At 70.5% G+C, this 16,243-nt stretch carries 15 protein-coding genes; 8 read left to right on the forward strand and 7 right to left on the reverse strand.

Going from position 1 to position 16,243, the window contains the following annotated elements; all coding sequences use genetic code 11:
- Positions 1 to 122 precede the first annotated feature (122 nt).
- The 5 genes from ABZ806_RS35335 to ABZ806_RS35355 all read left to right on the forward strand — a co-directional run bounded on the left by ABZ806_RS35335 (position 123) and on the right by ABZ806_RS35355 (position 3,856).
- Positions 123 to 533 carry a VOC family protein gene (locus ABZ806_RS35335; protein ID WP_500221991.1) on the forward strand — a complete coding sequence of 137 codons (411 nt, stop codon included), beginning with the start codon at positions 123 to 125 and terminating at the stop codon, positions 531 to 533.
- Between the two features lie 64 nt (positions 534 to 597).
- Positions 598 to 1,071 (forward strand): helix-turn-helix transcriptional regulator, encoded by a 474-nt coding sequence (locus ABZ806_RS35340; RefSeq protein WP_500221993.1) that lies wholly within the window; start codon positions 598 to 600, stop codon positions 1,069 to 1,071.
- A 144-nt stretch (positions 1,072 to 1,215) separates the two neighbouring features.
- A complete protein-coding gene (locus ABZ806_RS35345; RefSeq protein WP_500221996.1) occupies positions 1,216 to 2,049 on the forward strand; it encodes a CPBP family intramembrane glutamic endopeptidase in 834 nt (277 codons plus the stop codon).
- Positions 2,046 to 3,200, forward strand: a complete 1,155-nt coding sequence (locus ABZ806_RS35350; RefSeq protein ID WP_500222000.1) for a sensor histidine kinase — start codon at positions 2,046 to 2,048, stop codon at positions 3,198 to 3,200. The genes ABZ806_RS35345 and ABZ806_RS35350 overlap by 4 nt, the downstream gene beginning before the upstream one ends.
- Positions 3,197 to 3,856 (forward strand): response regulator, encoded by a 660-nt coding sequence (locus tag ABZ806_RS35355; protein ID WP_500222003.1) that lies wholly within the window; start codon positions 3,197 to 3,199, stop codon positions 3,854 to 3,856. Before ABZ806_RS35350 ends, ABZ806_RS35355 begins: the two co-directional genes overlap by 4 nt.
- A gap of 12 nt (positions 3,857 to 3,868) precedes the next feature.
- Here the strand turns inward: ABZ806_RS35355 and ABZ806_RS35360 are convergent, their stop codons facing one another.
- The gene (locus tag ABZ806_RS35360) at positions 3,869 to 4,879 is read right to left on the reverse strand and encodes a saccharopine dehydrogenase family protein (protein WP_500222007.1); all 1,011 of its coding nucleotides are present in this window, start codon (positions 4,877 to 4,879) and stop codon (positions 3,869 to 3,871) included.
- Positions 4,880 to 4,981: 102 nt separating this feature from the next.
- On the opposite strand from ABZ806_RS35360, the gene ABZ806_RS35365 reads away from it, so the two are divergent.
- Positions 4,982 to 5,932, forward strand: a complete 951-nt coding sequence (locus tag ABZ806_RS35365; protein ID WP_500222009.1) for a helix-turn-helix domain-containing protein — start codon at positions 4,982 to 4,984, stop codon at positions 5,930 to 5,932.
- 30 nt (positions 5,933 to 5,962) lie between these two features.
- On the opposite strand, the gene ABZ806_RS35370 is transcribed toward ABZ806_RS35365, so the two are convergent.
- Entirely contained in the window at positions 5,963 to 6,868 is a 906-nt protein-coding gene (locus ABZ806_RS35370) for a class I SAM-dependent methyltransferase (protein ID WP_500222012.1), read from the reverse strand.
- 152 nt (positions 6,869 to 7,020) lie between these two features.
- Here ABZ806_RS35370 and ABZ806_RS35375 point away from each other — a divergent pair, with 152 nt between their 5' ends.
- Positions 7,021 to 7,338 carry a hypothetical protein gene (locus ABZ806_RS35375; RefSeq protein ID WP_500222014.1) on the forward strand — a complete coding sequence of 106 codons (318 nt, stop codon included), beginning with the start codon at positions 7,021 to 7,023 and terminating at the stop codon, positions 7,336 to 7,338.
- Here ABZ806_RS35375 and ABZ806_RS35380 read toward each other — a convergent pair.
- The 5 genes from ABZ806_RS35380 to ABZ806_RS35400 form a co-directional block, all read right to left on the reverse strand.
- Positions 7,335 to 9,437: a hypothetical protein gene (locus ABZ806_RS35380; RefSeq protein WP_500222016.1), complete on the reverse strand. Its 2,103-nt coding sequence runs from the start codon at positions 9,435 to 9,437 to the stop codon at positions 7,335 to 7,337. The two genes, ABZ806_RS35375 and ABZ806_RS35380, sit on opposite strands and share 4 nt — an antisense overlap.
- A 130-nt stretch (positions 9,438 to 9,567) precedes the next feature.
- Positions 9,568 to 10,263, reverse strand: a complete 696-nt coding sequence (locus ABZ806_RS35385; RefSeq protein ID WP_500222018.1) for a YqeB family protein — start codon at positions 10,261 to 10,263, stop codon at positions 9,568 to 9,570.
- Positions 10,264 to 10,265: 2 nt separating this feature from the next.
- Positions 10,266 to 11,285 (reverse strand): AF_0692 family protein, encoded by a 1,020-nt coding sequence (locus ABZ806_RS35390; RefSeq protein ID WP_500222020.1) that lies wholly within the window; start codon positions 11,283 to 11,285, stop codon positions 10,266 to 10,268.
- A gap of 170 nt (positions 11,286 to 11,455) precedes the next feature.
- The gene (locus tag ABZ806_RS35395; protein ID WP_500222023.1) at positions 11,456 to 12,832 is read right to left on the reverse strand and encodes an RICIN domain-containing protein; all 1,377 of its coding nucleotides are present in this window, start codon (positions 12,830 to 12,832) and stop codon (positions 11,456 to 11,458) included.
- Between the two features lie 26 nt (positions 12,833 to 12,858).
- On the reverse strand, positions 12,859 to 14,274 hold the full coding sequence (locus ABZ806_RS35400; RefSeq protein ID WP_500222025.1) for an endo-1,4-beta-xylanase: 1,416 nt from the start codon (positions 14,272 to 14,274) through the stop codon (positions 12,859 to 12,861).
- A gap of 374 nt (positions 14,275 to 14,648) precedes the next feature.
- Here ABZ806_RS35400 and ABZ806_RS35405 point away from each other — a divergent pair, with 374 nt between their 5' ends.
- The gene (locus ABZ806_RS35405) at positions 14,649 to 16,112 is read left to right on the forward strand and encodes a non-reducing end alpha-L-arabinofuranosidase family hydrolase (RefSeq protein WP_500222029.1); all 1,464 of its coding nucleotides are present in this window, start codon (positions 14,649 to 14,651) and stop codon (positions 16,110 to 16,112) included.
- Positions 16,113 to 16,243 lie beyond the last annotated feature (131 nt).

Raw genomic sequence — 16,243 nt, forward strand, 5'->3', positions numbered from 1 at the left:
CAGGACACCCACAAAGCCCCGCAAACCGGCCTGCGCGCGGGCCGCCAAGCCACGCCGGACCGTGCCGGATCGGTCAGGAATCGAGAAGCGCAGTTCACCGATGCGCGCCTAGCCTGATCTGCATGGACATCACCATTCACACCAGCTTCCTGCCGCACGACGACCCGGACACGTCCGTCGCCTTCTACCGCGACGTCCTCGGCTTCGAGGTCCGCAGCGACGTCGGGCAGGGCAAGATGCGCTGGATCACCGTCGGTCCCGCCGGGCAGCCCGACACGTCCATCCTGCTGGCGCCGCCGTTCGCCGACCCGGGGGTCACCGACGACGAGCGCCGCGTGATCTCCGAGATGATGGCCAAGGGGACCTACGGCTGGATCCTGCTCGCCACCCGGAGCCTCGACGACACGTTCGAGAAGGTGCAGGCCCACGACGTCGAGGTCGTCCAGGAGCCGACGGAGCAGCCGTACGGCATCCGCGACTGCGCCTTCCGCGACCCCGCCGGGAACATGGTCCGCATCCAGGAGATCGGCTGAGCCGCTGCCGCCGAGCCGCCCGTCCGTCCGCCCGGCCGAGGGCATCGAGAGAGGGAGTTCCGTCATGTGCCACCCCGAATGGGGCCGCGCCCGCACCGAGGCGCAGCGCCTGGACGACCTGGCGCGGCTGCGGCGCGTCCGCGACCGGATCGACCGGGAGTACGCGCGGCCGCTGAACGTCGAGGCGCTCGCCCGCGGCGCGCACATGTCCGCCGGGCACCTCAGCCGCCAGTTCCGGCAGGCGTACGGCGAGTCGGTGTACGCCTACCTGATGACGCGGCGCATCGAGCGCGCCGCGGCGCTGCTGCGCCGCGGCGACCTCAGCGTCACCGAGGTCTGCTTCGCGGTCGGCTGCTCGTCGCTGGGCACGTTCAGCACCCGCTTCACCGAGCTGGTCGGCATGCCGCCCAGCGCCTACCGCCGCCAGGCGGCGGGGCCGGCGGAGACCGGGCAGGGCGTGCCGGCGTGCGTGGCCAAGCAGGTGACGCGGCCGATCAGGAACGGGCGGGCACCGGCCCTGGAGCTGCAGCCCGCCTGACGGCATGGCCCGTACGGGCGGCCTGTCCCCCGTGCGAGCTACCGGGAAGTGTCCACCGCACGGTGAAGATTCCAAATCGCGTGATCCATAGCGTTCTACCTGTCCGCGGCGCCCAGGCCGCGGGGATCTCGCGAAGGAATCGACATGAAGCTTCTGATCCAGCTCCTGGCGGTCGGGGCCGTCGCCGCCGCCGGCGGCGTCGCCAACCAGGCGGTCACCTGGGACACGCTCCCCACGCTCGGTGTCGGCCTCGTGTCCGCGGTGGTGGCGCTGCTCGTGTACACCTTCGTGGTCGGCCGGACGGAGCACCGCCCGGTGGACGAGCTGCCCCGCAAGGGCGCGCTCCCGGCGCTCGGCCGGGGCGCGCTGATCGGCCTCGCGATGTTCGGCGCCGTCATCGTCAACCTCGCCTTCCTCGGTGACTACGAGATCGACGGATTCGGCTCGGCGACGGGCCCGATCGCGCTGGTCGGCTTCATGGCCGCCGCCGCCGTGACCGAGGAGCTGCTCTTCCGCGGCATCCTGTTCCGCATCATCGAGAAGCGCATCGGCACCTGGTCGTCGCTGGCGCTGACCGGCCTGGTGTTCGGCCTGATGCACCTGGCCAACGAGAACGCCACCGTGTGGGGCGCCCTCGCCATCGCGATCGAGGCGGGCGGCATGCTCGGCGCCGCCTACGCCGCGACGCGGAACCTGTGGGTGCCGATCGGCCTGCACTTCGCCTGGAACTTCGCCGGCGCCGGGATCTTCGGCACCACGGTCTCCGGCGTCGACACCCCCGACGCGCTGCTGAACGGCGTGACCTCCGGCTCGGAGCTGGTCACCGGTGGCGAGTTCGGCCCGGAGGCGAGCCTGTACTCGGTCGCGTTCGGCATCGTGGCGACGGCCGCCTTCCTGTGGCTGGCGCACCGGCGCGGCAACCTGGTTCCGCGGACGCGCCGCGCCCGCGCCGCCGCGACCGCTAGCCTCGGCCAGTGATCGATCTCCGGACGATCCCGGACATGTGGCGCCGATGGGACGTCATGGTCCGGGATCTGCCCCTCGCCCTGGTCCTGGTGGTCGGGTCGCTCATCCCGGCCCTGCACGGCTACGGAACCCACGTCGGCGACATCCCGAACCGCCCGTACGACGTGCTCGCGGTCGTCGCGGTCGTCCTGCAGGGCCTCCCTCTCGTCCTGCGGCGCCGGTGGCCGGCCGTGTGCCTCGCGCTCGTGGCGGCCGGCTTCGCGATCGACCAGCTCCGCGGCTACCACACGTTCGCGGGCACCGGCCTGGCCATCGCGCTGCTGAGCGTGGGCGTCCACCTGGACCGGTTCCGCCGCACCGCCGTCGCCGTCGGCACCGCCGCGTACGCGGTGCTGGCGGTCGCTCTCAACCGGCTCGGCGGCGGCGACCGGCCGGACGAGTACGTGACGTTCTACCTGGCACTGAGCGTGGTGGTGGGCATGGGGGTGTGGCTGCGCTCCATCCGCGCCGCCGAGGCCGAGCGCCGCCTCCGCGTCGCCGCCGACACCCGCGCCGCCGAACGCGCCCGCATCGCCCGCGAACTCCACGACGTCGTGACCCACCACGTGACGGCGATGGTCGTCCAGGCCGAGGCCGCCCGGTACCTGACCGCCGCCCCCGACCGCCTGGACGGGACGCTGAGCGCCATCACCGACACCGGCCGGAGCGCCATCGCCGACCTGCGGCACCTGCTCGACGTGCTCCAGCCCGACCACGGCGGGGAGTCCAGGACGCGGTCCATCGACGACCTCGGCACCCTCGTCGAGCAGACGCGCCGGGCCGGGCAGCCGGTGGAGTTCACCGAGGAGGGCACACCGGCGAGATCCACCGGTAACGCCGAATTCACTACCTACCGGGTGGTTCAGGAGGCCCTGACGAACGCGCTCAAGTACGCTCACGGCAGCCGCACCGAGGTCCGGGTGCACTACGGCGAAGGGGAGATCACCGTGGAGGTCGGGAACGACGGTTCCGGCTCGCGTTCCGGGTCGCCCGGGGGCAGCGGGCGGGGGCTCACCGGCCTCGGCGCACGGGTCGAGACGCTGGGCGGCGAGTTCAGCGCCGCCGGGCGGGCGGACGGCGGCTTCGCGGTCCGGGCGCGCATCCCGTCGGGAAGCGCGTCGTGACCGAACCGGTCCGGGTGCTGGTCTGCGACGACCAGGCGCTGATCCGCACCGGGTTCGCGACGATCATCGACGCGCAGCCCGACCTGGAGGTGGTGGGCGAGTGCGGGGACGGCCGCGCCGCGGTCGACCTCGCCGGCCGCCTGAAGCCGGACATCGTGGTGATGGACGTCCGGATGCCGGTGCTCGACGGCATCGAGGCCACCCGCCTGCTCGCCGGCGCCGGGGTGGCGAACCCCGTCAAGGTGCTCGTGGTGACGACGTTCAACCTCGACGAGTACGTGTACGAGGCGCTGCGCGCGGGGGCGAGCGGGTTCCTGCTGAAGGACGCCCCGCCGGCGCAGCTGCTGCACGGCATCCGCACCGTCGCGATGGGCGCCGCCCTGCTGGCCCCGGAGGTGACCCGGCAGCTCGTCGGCAGGTTCGCGGCCCGGATCCGTCCCACCGAGGGCACCGCGCCCGAGACCGCGCTGACCCCGCGCGAGCTGGAGGTGCTGCGCCTCATCGCCGACGGCCGGTCCAACAGCGAGATCGCCGGGACGCTGGTCATCAGCCAGGAGACGGTCAAGACGTACGTCTCGCGCATCCTCACCAAGCTCGACCTGCGCGACCGCGTCCAGGCGGTCGTCTACGCCTACCGCCGCGGCCTGGTCACCTGAGAAGGCCGGGCCCTACTCCAGCGTGATGTGCGGGGACAGCGCGCGGAGGAAATCGGGGGCGTCGAAGATCTCGCCCGCGGAGGCGACCCCGGCGGTCTTGGTCCGTCCGGTGAGGATGCGGTCGACCGCCTCCACGGCGAGTGGCGCGGTGACGGCATAGATGTCCTGGCCGCTCGCCACGGCGCGCCGTTCACGACCGCCGGCGCGCACGACGACGTCCACGAGGAAGGTCTGCGCGGAGCGCCCGCGCTCATCTGCCGCAGCCGGTGCCGGGGTGTCCGGGGACGAAAGGTCCGTGGCCGCCTCGACCGCCATGTAGGTGCACACGTCGGGAATGGGCAGGTGGCTGGGAATGGTGATGACATCCGCCATCGTGAACTCCCCGAGAACCTCCCGGACGCCCATCGGCTCCGGAAAAGACCACTTCAAAGAGGGCAGGGCGTCGGTGCGGTACTCAAGCCGCCCGTTCGCATAGCGGACGCGCCGGCCGTCGCGCCGCTCCCGGGAGACATCACCGGAGGCGCGCGTCCCGTCCGTCGGGTGCCAGCTGCTCAGGCCGTAGGCGATGTGCGCCTCGTCGGCCGCCGTCCAGTCGCCCATCGCCGCGGTGGCCAGCAGGTCGCCGAGGCCGCCGAAGAAGGCCATCGCCGGGACGATCACCGCTCCGGCGGCGCGGGCGCGGCCGGAGAACCGCGCGAACGTGTCGGCGTTGGCCTCGATCTCGGCGGCCACGTCGACATAGGGGATCCCGGCGCGCAGCGCGGCCTCGATCACGGGGGCGGCCGTGGCGGCGAAGGGGCCGGCGCAGTTGATCACGGCCGTGACGCCGTCCAGCGCGCGGTCGAGCGCGGCCGGATCGTCCACCGACGCCGGCCGGGCCTCGAATCCGGACTCGGACGCCAGCAGCCCCAGCTTCCCGGCGTCGCGCCCGGCCAGGACCGGGACGAACCCGCGTTCCCGCAGCTCAGCCACCACGAACCGCCCGGTGTGCCCGTACGCGCCGAACACCGCCACCTTCTGCATGTGGGCTCTCCCTGTGCTGAATGATCCCGATGGCGACCATTCTTGGACGGCGGGAAGGCGCCCGCGAGTGTCTGGAACGCCACGACCCGTACAATTCCGGACATGCGTACTGTCGCGCTGGCCGTCACCGACGGGATGCTGCACTTCGAACTGTCCCTGGCGTACGAGGTCTTCGCGGACGCGCCGGCCGCCGTGACCGTCCCCTGGTACGACGTCACCGTGTGCGGCTCGATCGCCGTCCAGGTCGGCCCGTTCCGGCTGGAGCCCGACCTCGGGCTCGACCGGCTCGGGGACGCCGAAACCGTGATCGTCCCGAGCCTGGCCGACGTCGACGACGACCCGCCCGCCGATCTGGTGGACGCCGTGCGCGCGGCCCATGAAGCGGGCGCGCGGGTGGTGTCCCTCTGCACGGGCGCGTTCGTGCTGGCCGCCGCCGGCCTGCTGGACGGGAAGCGCGCGACCACGCACTGGGCCCACACCGACGCCCTCACCGCCCGCTACCCCCGGGTGGACGTCGACCCGGACGTCCTCTACGTGGACAACGGCAGCGTGCTCACGTCCGCCGGGAAGGCCGCCGCCATGGACCTGTGCCTGCACCTCGTCCGCCTCGACCACGGCTCGTCGATCGCCAACACCGTCGCCCGCCGCCTGGTCGTCCCGCCGCACCGCGCCGGCGGCCAGGCCCAGTTCGTCGCCGCCCCGGTGCCCGCCCGGGACGACCACCCCCTCGCCGCCCTGCTCCCCTGGGCCGTCGAACGGCTCGACCAGCCGCTGACCGTCGACGACCTGGCCCGCCAGGCGCGGATGAGCCCGCGCCACCTGGGCCGCCAATTCCACGCGGTCACCGGCACCACTCCGCTGCAATGGCTGCTGACCCAGCGGATCCGCCACGCACAGGAACTGCTGGAGAAGACCGACGACAGCATCGACACCATCGCGTCCCGCACCGGCATGGGCACCGCGACCACGCTGCGCCGGCACTTCAACCGCACGGTCGGCGTGCCCCCGGACACCTACCGCCGGACGTTCCGCACCGGCCGGGCCACCCCATGACGGCCGTGTCCACCTGCGTGGAGTACTCCGTCACGCCCCGGTCGCCGTTGTAGAGAAACGGGCGATGGCCACTCGGCCGTTGCGCACCGACCGGCTGTGCGCGGTAGGCGAATCGAGCCGGCGTGCGACGTCCAGCAGGTCGACGTCGTCCTCGACGACGAAGCCCCGCGCAGTCACGAGATCGGCCATCGCGGCGGGCGTCCACGCCGAACGCCATGGCTCGTCCGCGGTGGCGGCCTCGACACGCCCGGCCCGCGCCGCGAGGTCGACCACGATCCGGCCGATCTTGGCCATGAGCGACGGGGTCTGGTAGTTCACCGCCAGGACGCTCCCGGCGGCCGACCGGCGCGCCACCGCGCTCGCCGTCGCCGCCACATCGGCTTTCCGCAGGTAGGGCACGACGCCCTCCCAAACCCAGGCCGTCGGGACCGCCCGCCGATGCCCGGCCGCCTCCAGGGCGGCGTCCAAGGGCTGACTGGTCAGATCGACCCCGGCGAACACCAGTTCCCCCGCCACCGGGTCGAGACCGGCGGCACGCTCACGCGCATCGGCCTGGCTGGCGGGGTGGTCCACGCAGAACACCGTCGCCGCCCCCAGCGCCTCCAGGCGCCACGGCCTGCCGTCCAGCCCGGCGCCGAGCAGCACCACCTGCCGGATGCCCCGGCCCTCTACGGCGTCGGTCAGCGCGTCATCGATCACGACCGTCCGCGGCACCATGATCTCGGCGCAGGCACGGACGGACTCCACGGCCCACCGTTCGCGCCCCTTGACCTGCCGGCCGTCGTCCCGCGCCGCGTCCACCGGCTCCAGCTCCTCGGGCCGGAGCAGCCGCCGGGCGACCGGATCGCTGAACCGCCCGACGGCCGCACGCCCGTCCGCAACCGCTCGTCCTTGGCAGACGAACACCGCCGTCCGACTGGCTCCACCCGCTTTCATGCCACCTCCCGGCAACGCGATCAGCGCCCACCACAACGGGATGTTACGCACCGCACCACGGCACGACCGCCGATCAGGCGACGGCAGTTCTGCGCCGCATTTCCGCGATTCTCCTTCCCGGGGTTGGCGGGGCTCGCAACTAAAGTCGCTGTATGCGTCCGATGCCGTCATCCGACATGGTCAGCTTGATCTCCTTTCTCGCCGTTTTGCTGATCTTCTTCAGCATCGATGTGCGTTCGAGGGATTCAGCGGATTCCAGACCGTGGCATGCGCACCTTTTCGAATGGGCCTCCCGGATCGGGGGGATCGCCACCGCCCTGGCGCTGGCCCTGGGCTGGGCCGACCTGTTCCTCCCGGACGAGCGCAGCCCGATCCACGTGGCCTTCGTGGCCGTCCCCGGGTCTGTGGGAGTGCTGTGCGCCATCGCGCTGGGGCTGGAAATGCTCTGGCAACGATGGGACTCGCCCTAATACCGGCTCGGGTGCGCCGCGCGGCGAAGGTGGGCCTCTTCCATGGACCAGGTGCCGTGGCCTCCAGTGATCTGAAGGAGCGCGCGGGAGTGGAGGTGGAATTCCGTGTCGCCGTCTGGACCGGCGAGCGTCCGGACAGGGGTCAGAGTCGCGTCGAGTTGCAGGAGGCCGAAGGCGTCTCCGCTGCGGAACAGCACAGGCCCCGGCGGGCCCAGGTAGCGCACTACCCCGGTTCGATCACCGGCTATGGACTGCTCGAACGGCCGGACGCGGGCGGGGCCGTCCGCGTCGGCCCGACCCAGGGGCGTCACGTCGATCCGCCAGTCCGCCCCGGCGGTTCTCACCTGGAGTATCGCCCGTGCCGGAACGGCGAACGTGCTCCAGCCCAGAGCCGATCCCGCGGTGGACACGACCGGATCGCAGCCGTGGAGCGCGGCCAGGTTCGGCCCGTACAGGTGGACCTGGTGGGGCTGCTCGTCCGGGCTGGTCACGACGGCGATTCCGGCCGGCCCCTGGTAGCTGAGCACTTCGGTCCCGCTGCCCGTGGCCGAGCCGGTGAACGGGCGTGCACGGTCCGGCCCGCCGATCGTGACGGTCCACCGTCCCTCGGCCTCGACGTGCAGGAACCTCCTCGTGAGCGCCTTGTCGGAGACCAGCCGGTCGTCCAGGACGATCGTGGCCGGTGGCGTTCCGGGCTCGCACACCACGACCGGGGTCCCGCGGCCGAACTCGGTGCGCCGAAGCCAGGCCCGCAGCGTCCCGGAGCCCTCGTTCCGGAACTCGGCCAGCACCGGCTGGGGAAGCGGCCCCTTGATCTTGACGCGCGCCGCACCGACGCCGCGGTGCGTGCGGACCGTGCCGTAATGGGAATGATCGACCGGCTCGAACTCCGCCGACGGGAGTGCCTCGCCCTCCGCCAGCCAGCGGTCGAGATCGATCGCCACCCTGCGCGGATCCTTCACCCGAAGGGACAACCGGCGGACCAGGCGTCCTCGCTGCGGCATGCCCGTCTGCGGATCCAGATCCCTCAGCGTCAGCATGACCCAGAACCAGTTCCCCCAGCGCAGCCGGCGTGCGGGAAGAGAGATGGCGTCCCGCATCTGCAGGGCGAGGTTGAGTTCCTCCCGGAACGGCGTCAACTGGGCCACGCCCTCATCGACCCGGCGCCGCCGCGGCTCATCGCCGTAATGGATCGCCGCGATTTCGGTGCGCGGGATCCGCAGCACCTTCCACAGCAGCACTGCGTCCCAGATGACGATCTCATCGTCCGTGACCCACATCCGGGGCCGTGCCAGCACCAGCCTGAGCGTCTGGACCGCGACGCCCGTGAAGACGACCGCGAAGAGCGGCCACCACAGGCCCCCGACCAACTCGGCCCGGGTGGTCTCCTCGTTGAACTCGGCCCAGATCAGACCGAACAGCAGCAGCAACGCCACCAGTGACAGCAGGCCGACCGCCCCGCCCAGGGTCCGCCCCTTCGACCTGGCGATCTTCACCCCGACCGCGGACGAATCGGGCCGCGCCGACCACCCCCACCGGTCCCGGTCGGCGAGGCCGCGCAGCCTGAACCCCTTGCGGCCCCTCGCCTGCCGCCTGCGCGACGCGGGAGAGGCCCGCGTCCAGTAAACGCCCCACAGCACCATGGCGTTCAGCCCCACCCCGAGGCTGCCGGTCAACGCGACGAAGAGCCCGACGCCGAACGGCTCCCCCCATTCCGGCGACCCGCCCTTCACCTGGACGAAGATCCCTGAGCCGACGTCGAGTGCCGGAACCGAGTCCCCGACCTGAATGGAACGGCCGCCGTCCCCTCTCAGTTCGACACTTCCGTTGGTCAGCTGGAAAAGACTGTCGGTAGTGAACACGCCGTACCAGGTACATCTGCCGCGCGAGCACGCCTGCGATTGCACCGTGAACGTCCCCGGAAAGCCCTCCCCTTTCGCAGCGCGATGAGTGGCCGCGACCTGTTCCACCATGACGCCGATGAGGAAGGTCCAGACCATCAGGAACACGAGGCCCACCACGAGCTGCGAGAAGGCGAAACGGCCGGCCCTGGCCCCGTACGCCTTCAACCCGCCCCCGCCCTCACGCCGTCCGCCCATCCCCACCCCCACCAGCCCGCAACCGACCCGAGCCGGCGGGCACATCCAGGCCTCAAAGGATCACACGGCGGCCCCCCGGTGACCACTTCGCACGCTGGACGGGAGAACCGCGCAGTGGGTTCTGGTGGGGTCAGTGGCGGCCGGGGCCGCGCCAGTACTGCTGTTTGCCCTTGTCGCGGACGACGATGCCGATCCGGGCCAGTTCGCGGCGCAGTTCCTTGGCGGAGTCGCCGGAATCGGAGGACTTCATGGCGTCCGCGCGGGCCGCGAGGAGGGCGTTCGCCAGGTCGGGCAGTTCCGGGGTCCTGGGAGCCCAGATACGGAACTCGTCCTCGTACGGGTCGCCGTCCACCCAGGCGTAGCCGTACTCGGTGAAGGCCGCGGCCAGGCGCCGTGCGCCGAGGTCGCATTTCTCCCGGGCGACCTCCTCGCCCTTGGGGCCGAGAACCACCAGGCGGTCCTTCTCCCGGAAGACGTGGCCGATCTGTTCGCGGGCGATCTTCTGGAAATGGCCCGCCCGCTTCAGGACGACCCGCTCGCCGGACACGGTGACCGAGACCTGCTCCAGCGAGTCGAAGAGGATCAGCGCCGTCCCCGCCAGCGCTCCGAGGCTGATCAGGCCGATGGCGAGCCACGGCTCGGGGACGGAGACCAGCAGTTCGGCCGGGCCCTGCATCGGTGCCCGGTCCAGGGTCACCAGCCAGTGCGCGAGCAGATCGAGCAGCCAGCCGACCCCGCCCAGCAGCACCGCCGCCGCGGCGCAGAGTGCCCCCTGGGCCCACACCGACCGGGCCAGCGTCGTGGAAACGTCCGGCTGCGATCGCATGTTCAGGACCTCCCTACGGGCGTGACGGTCTCCTTGGAACGGCGCAGATGATGGTCGATGAGGGCGAGGAGGAGCAGCACCCCCAGCAGCAGGACGGTGTTGACGGTGTACTTGACCGCGTAGGACGTCTCGCCGAGCGGTTCGACCACGAACGCGAGCGCCGAGTTGACCACGAGCGCGGCTCCGCCGGCCGCCAGGACGTGCCGGTGGTTCCAGTCGCGCCGGCCGGAGTACCGCAGCAGGCATCCCGCCGCGAGCGTGAGGGCGAGCGCTGCCAGTGCCACCCCCGCCCAGGACGCGGGTGACAGCTGGTGGGTGCCCCACAGCACCACGGCGCCGCACCCCACCAGCCACGGCGGCGGGACCCGCCACGGTACGGGCGCCGACCGGCGGGGGAGGACGAACGCGGCGATGCCCAGCAGGACGGCGATCGCCGCGGTGGTGGCCAGTTGCGCCGGGCTCGCCATGAAGTCCCTGGTGTGCTCCCTGAAGATGATCGCCGCGCCCAGGCCGTACAGGACGACCATCATGGTGATGCCGGCCCGTCCCAGCCACGGACGCTTCGCGTAGCGCGGCGCGCACGCCTCGATGACCGCGATGGGGGCGGCGAAACTCCAGATCACGTGCCCCGCGACGAAGCTCAGCAGGTAGTAGGCGCTGAGGCCCAGCTCCGGGATGTGGGTCGGCAGCCGGTCGCGGTCCCAGGACGGCTCGTCCACGAAGTCGGGATTGAACAGGCTCTGGTCGATCAGCCCCGCCTGGACGAGCCCGAACGCCGCGCTCAGCAGCACGATCGTCGGCCAGCCCCGGCCGGTACGGCGGACGGCCTCGCGGATCAGTACCGCGACGGTTCCGTACAGCGGGGCGAGGATGAGCAGCCCGCCGAGCAGCTCCAGCGGACGCCCGATGATCTGGTCGTAGCCGATGAGGTACTCGGCGCAGACCGGTGACAGCAGGAGCAGCGCCACCACCAGCGCGATCCGGCGCGGGAGCGGGGGCGAGCCGGGGCCTTCCACGTTCATGCTCTCGAACCTAGAAGGCCCGCCGCCGCGTCGGCAGCCGTCCAAAGGTGACTGCCAGTGCTCGAAGGTCGATACTCGGCCGGGCTTTGGTCGGGCGTGCCGTCAGCCCTGGAGATGGACGACGGAGTGGAGCCAGGGCGTTCCCGGCTCCACTCCGTGCTGTAGACGTGTCACTGGAACTGTGCGAAGAACCTCCAGATCTCTCCCTTGGTCCAGGTGGTGATGCCGCTCTCGTTCGAGGAGCCGTCGACCGGACCCGGGATGTGGTCGCCGTCGAACGCGGCCCACTGGACCGGGTACCCGGCGCGGCAGCCCGAGTAGGCGGTGGTGATGTGCGTCCGGCTGCCCGGGGCGGGCTCGCGCGGGTTCTGGGGAGTGCAGCCGTTGTTGGCGACGAACGTGTCGCGCAGTGACCGTCCTTGCGTGATGTTGAGGACGGAGTCGCTGATCCCGTGGATTCCGAAGTAGGCGATGGGCTGGGTGCCGCCGCCGCACCCGCTGATCTGGGCGCCGGACATGACCGCGACGGCTCGGAACGCGTTCGCGCGGGCGCAGGCGAGTGCGTAGCTCATGCCGCCGCCCCAGCTGAAGCCCGTGGCGAAGCGCTGCGCCGGGTCGACGCAGAGGCCGCTCTCGATCTGCCGGATCATGTCGTCGACGAAGGTGACGTCCTCACCGCCCGTATTGGCCCAGCCGTTGCCGAGGCCCTGGGGTGCGACGAGGATCGCGCTGTTGTTGGACTGTTCCTGCTGGCCGTAGTAGGACCAGGCGCTCCCGCTCGTCCCGCCCGAGGCGACGTCGCCGGCGGTTCCGCCGCGCCAGTGGAACGCGAAGATCAGCCGGTAGGGGTGGTCGCTGTCGTAGTTGGACGGAACGCGGAGGATGAAGCTGCGGCTCTTACCGCTGCTCTGGATCGTGTACGTGCCGCTCGTGAGCGCCGGGGCGCGGCCGCATCCGCTGCCGCCACCGCCCCCGGACGACAGCTTGACCATCGTCCACTGCTGGTTGGCGCCGCCCCAGTCGGTGTACTGGACGACGCTGCCGCCATCGGCGGTGGAGGCGCCCTGGACCTCCACCGCCTTGCCGCTGCTGCGACTGATCAGCCGGACGTGGCCCGCGTCGGAGTCGGCCAGGCGGAACTGCTGGTTGGTTCCGCCGTGGTCGCTCCACTGCTGGATCGCGGCACCGTCGGCCGTCGAGGCGCCGGCCACGTCGAGCACCTTGCCCGAGTGCCGTGCCTTCAGCCGGTAGAAGCCGCCGCCGGAGTCCACGAACTGCCACTGCTGGTTGGCTCCGTCGTTGCGCGTCCATTGGCTGACTCGCGCGCCGTCGGCGGTGGACGCGCCGTAGACGTCCAGTGCCTTGCCGCTGTTGCGGTTGACCAGGACGTACCAGGCGTTGGTGTCCACCGTCGCCGCCTCGGCCGGCGCCGGGTCCACCGCGACGAGCATGCCGATCGCCAGAGCCGACGCCACCGCGGCGGCGATCCGGGACCACCGGCGGCGCCTTGGCGGCGGGGCGGGCGAAGCCGCACCGTGGGTCTTCATCGGTTCACCCTTCTGCTTCGGGCAGGTCAGGTGCGGGTCCAGTGCTGGTTGTCGCCGTTCCAGCAGGAGTAGAGCTGGATCGGGGTGCCGTTGCCGCTGCCGGCGGCGTCCAGGCAGAGGCCGGACTGGACGCCGACGATGGATCCGTCGGAGTTGAGGGTCCACTTCTGGTTGTCGCCGCCCCAGCAGCTGTAGATCTGGACCTTGGTGCCGTTGCCGGTGCCGGCGGCGTCCAGGCACTTGTTGCCGTAGACCCTCAGCTCACCGGCGTCGGTGTAGGTCCACTGCTGGTTGGTGCCGCCGTGGCAGTCCCACAACTGGAGCTGGGTGCCGTCGGTGGTGCTGGCGTTGGGCACGTCCAGGCAGCGGCCCGAGCCGACGCCCTTGATCGTCCCCGCGTCCTGGGTCGGGGGGTCGGTCGGGTCGCCGGGGTCGCCGCTGTTGAGGGCGTTGAGGACCGAGGAGTAGGCGGCCTTCTTGTTGCCGTTGCCGTCGAACAGCAGCGGCGTCTGCTCCGAGCGCCAGGAGTCGGTGTCCCGCACGCCCCAGACGGTAATGCCGAGGCAGCGCGAGACGGCCAGGCAGTCGTTGGTCACGTTGGCGTAGGTCGTCGGCGAGGCACCCTGGATGTCCAGTTCGGTGATGGCCACGTCGACGCCGAGCGCGGCGAAGCTCTGCAGGGTGGTGCGGAAGTTGCTGTTGTAGGGGCTGCCGCTGTTGAAGTGGGACTGGAAGCCGACGCAGTCGATGGGGACGCCGCGCTGCTTGAAGTCGCGGACCATGGAGTACACGCCCTGGGTCTTGGCCCAGTTCCAGTTCTCGATGTTGTAGTCGTTGTAGCAGAGCTTGGCGGACGGGTCGGCGGCGCGCGCGGTGCGGAAGGCGACCTCGATCCAGTCGTTGCCGGTGCGCTGCAGGTTGGAGTCGCGGCGGCCTCCGGAGTTGCCGTCGGCGAAGGCCTCGTTCACGACGTCCCATTGGACGATCTTGCCCTTGTAGTGGGCCATGACGCCGTTGATGTGGTTGATCATCGCCTGGCGCAGGGAGCTGCCGCTGAGGTTCTGCATCCAGCCGGGCTGCTGCGAGTGCCAGGCCAGGGTGTGGCCGCGTACCTGCTTGCCGTTCTGGACGGCCCAGTTGTAGACGCGGTCGCCCGAGCTGAAGTTGAACTGGCCCTGCTGGGGCTCGGTGGCGTCGATCTTCATCTCGTTCTCGGCGGTCACCATGTTGAACTCGCGGCCCGCGATCGTGGTGTACGCCGAGTCGTTGAGCCGGCCCGAGGCGATGGCGGTGCCGAAGTAGCGGCCGCTCTGCGCCGCCGCGGCGCCCAGCGTGCTCTCCGCGGCGGTGGCGGGGGACGGCGCCACCAGAGCGGCGGCCGTGCAGAGCACCCCGAGGGCGCTCGCGAGGAAGGCCCGCTTCCGGACTTTGGACCTGGGCATGGCATTTGTACGCACGTCTGTTCCTCCATGAAAGAAACGAAGGGGCGGCACGGACACATCCGTGCAACAGACGCCGCGCTCCCTCACGGGAACGCACCACCACCGGGGCGTCGCGGACTCAGTGTGTGAGCGCTCCGAGATTTCGTCAATAGTTTCAAAATCTTTCATGGCGGACGTCCAGTCGCCGGCCTGTATGCGCGATCTGGCAGGCGACCTGCGGTCGAAACCTTTCGACGGGCGGGGGCCCTTGACGAGTCGCGCGGCCTCGTATTTACTCCGGCCCACCACCACCTCCCCCAATCGCCGATGGAGAAGAGGTCTCGTCCGAGCTGGAAATGTTAGCGCAAACATCAACATGCGAAAGGAAGAAGTCCATGCTGAGGACCGGTGCGGCCGTGCTGGCATCGCTCCTGCTGTCGGTGCTCCTGTCCGTGATCAACACACAGGCCGCCCAAGCCGCGACAGTGGACGTGAACAAGTGGTACGTCCTGGTCAACCGCAACAGCGGCAAGGCCCTGGACGTCTACAACCTGGCGACCAACGACGGCGCCCGCATCACCCAGTGGGCCAGGAACGACCAGAACCAGCAGCAGTGGCAGTTCGTCGACTCCGGCGACGGCTACTACCGCATCAAGTCCCGCCACTCCGGCAAGGTGCTGGACGTCTACGACTACTCCACCGCCAACGGCGCCTCGATCGTCCAGTGGACCGACCACAACGGCACCAACCAGCAGTGGCGGCTGGCCGACAGCTCGGATGGCTACGTCAGGTTCATCTCACGCAACAGCAACAAGGCTCTCGAAGTCCAGGGCGGCTCCACGGCGGACGGCGCGAACATCGTCCAGTACGACGACTGGGGCGGTGCCAACCAGCAGTGGCAGCTCGCCGAGGTCGGCGGCGGCGATGACGGCGGCGGCGATCCCGGTCAGACGTGCGATCTACCGTCGTCCTACCACTGGACGTCAACGGGTGCGCTGGCCCAGCCCAAGTCGGGATGGGTGTCGCTCAAGGACTTCACCGTCGCCCCCTACAACGGCCAGAACCTCGTCTACGCCACGACGCACGACACTGGGTCGAGATGGGGTTCGATGAACTTCGGCCTGTTCAGCGACTGGTCGCAGATGGGCTCGGTCAGCCAGAACACGATGTCGAATTCCACCGTCGCGCCCACCCTGTTCTACTTCGCACCGAAGAACATCTGGGTGCTCGCCTACCAGTGGGGCGGGTCCGCCTTCTCCTACCGGACGTCCAGCGACCCCATCAACCCGAATGGCTGGTCGTCGGAGCACACGCTCTTCACCGGGAGCATCTCCGGCTCCGGAACGGGACCCATCGACCAGACGCTCATCGGCGACGGCTCGAACATGTACCTCTTCTTCGCCGGTGACAACGGCAAGATCTACCGGGCCAGTATGCCGATCGGGAACTTCCCGGGCAGTTTCGGCTCGAGCTCGACAGTGGTCATGAGCGATTCGACCAACAACCTGTTCGAGGCCGTTCAGGTCTACAAACTCCAGGACCAGAACCGCTACCTCATGCTCGTCGAGGCGATCGGCTCCCAGGGCCGCTACTTCCGCTCGTTCACGTCCACCAGCCTGAACGGTTCGTGGACACCGCAGGCCGCGTCCGAGGGCAACCCCTTCGCCGGCAAGGCCAACAGCGGCGCCACCTGGACCAACGACATCAGCCACGGCGAACTGATCCGCACCAACGCTGACCAGACCTTCACCGTCGATCCCTGCAATCTCAAACTCCTCTACCAGGGGCGCAGCCCCAACTCCGGCGGCGACTACGGCCTCCTGCCCTACCGGCCGGGCCTGCTGACCCTGCAGCGCTGACGGACGGCGTGGCGGGGGGGGGGGAAAAGCCGGGCCCCCCCCCCCCCCCCCCCGCCGCCCGCCAACCCCCCCCCCCCCACCCCCCGGAGAAAAAAAGGGGGGGGTACGGAAAGAAAAAAAAAAAAAAACCG

The organism is Spirillospora sp. NPDC047418, assembly GCF_040643275.1.
Classification (GTDB): Bacteria; Actinomycetota; Actinomycetes; order Streptosporangiales; family Streptosporangiaceae; genus Spirillospora.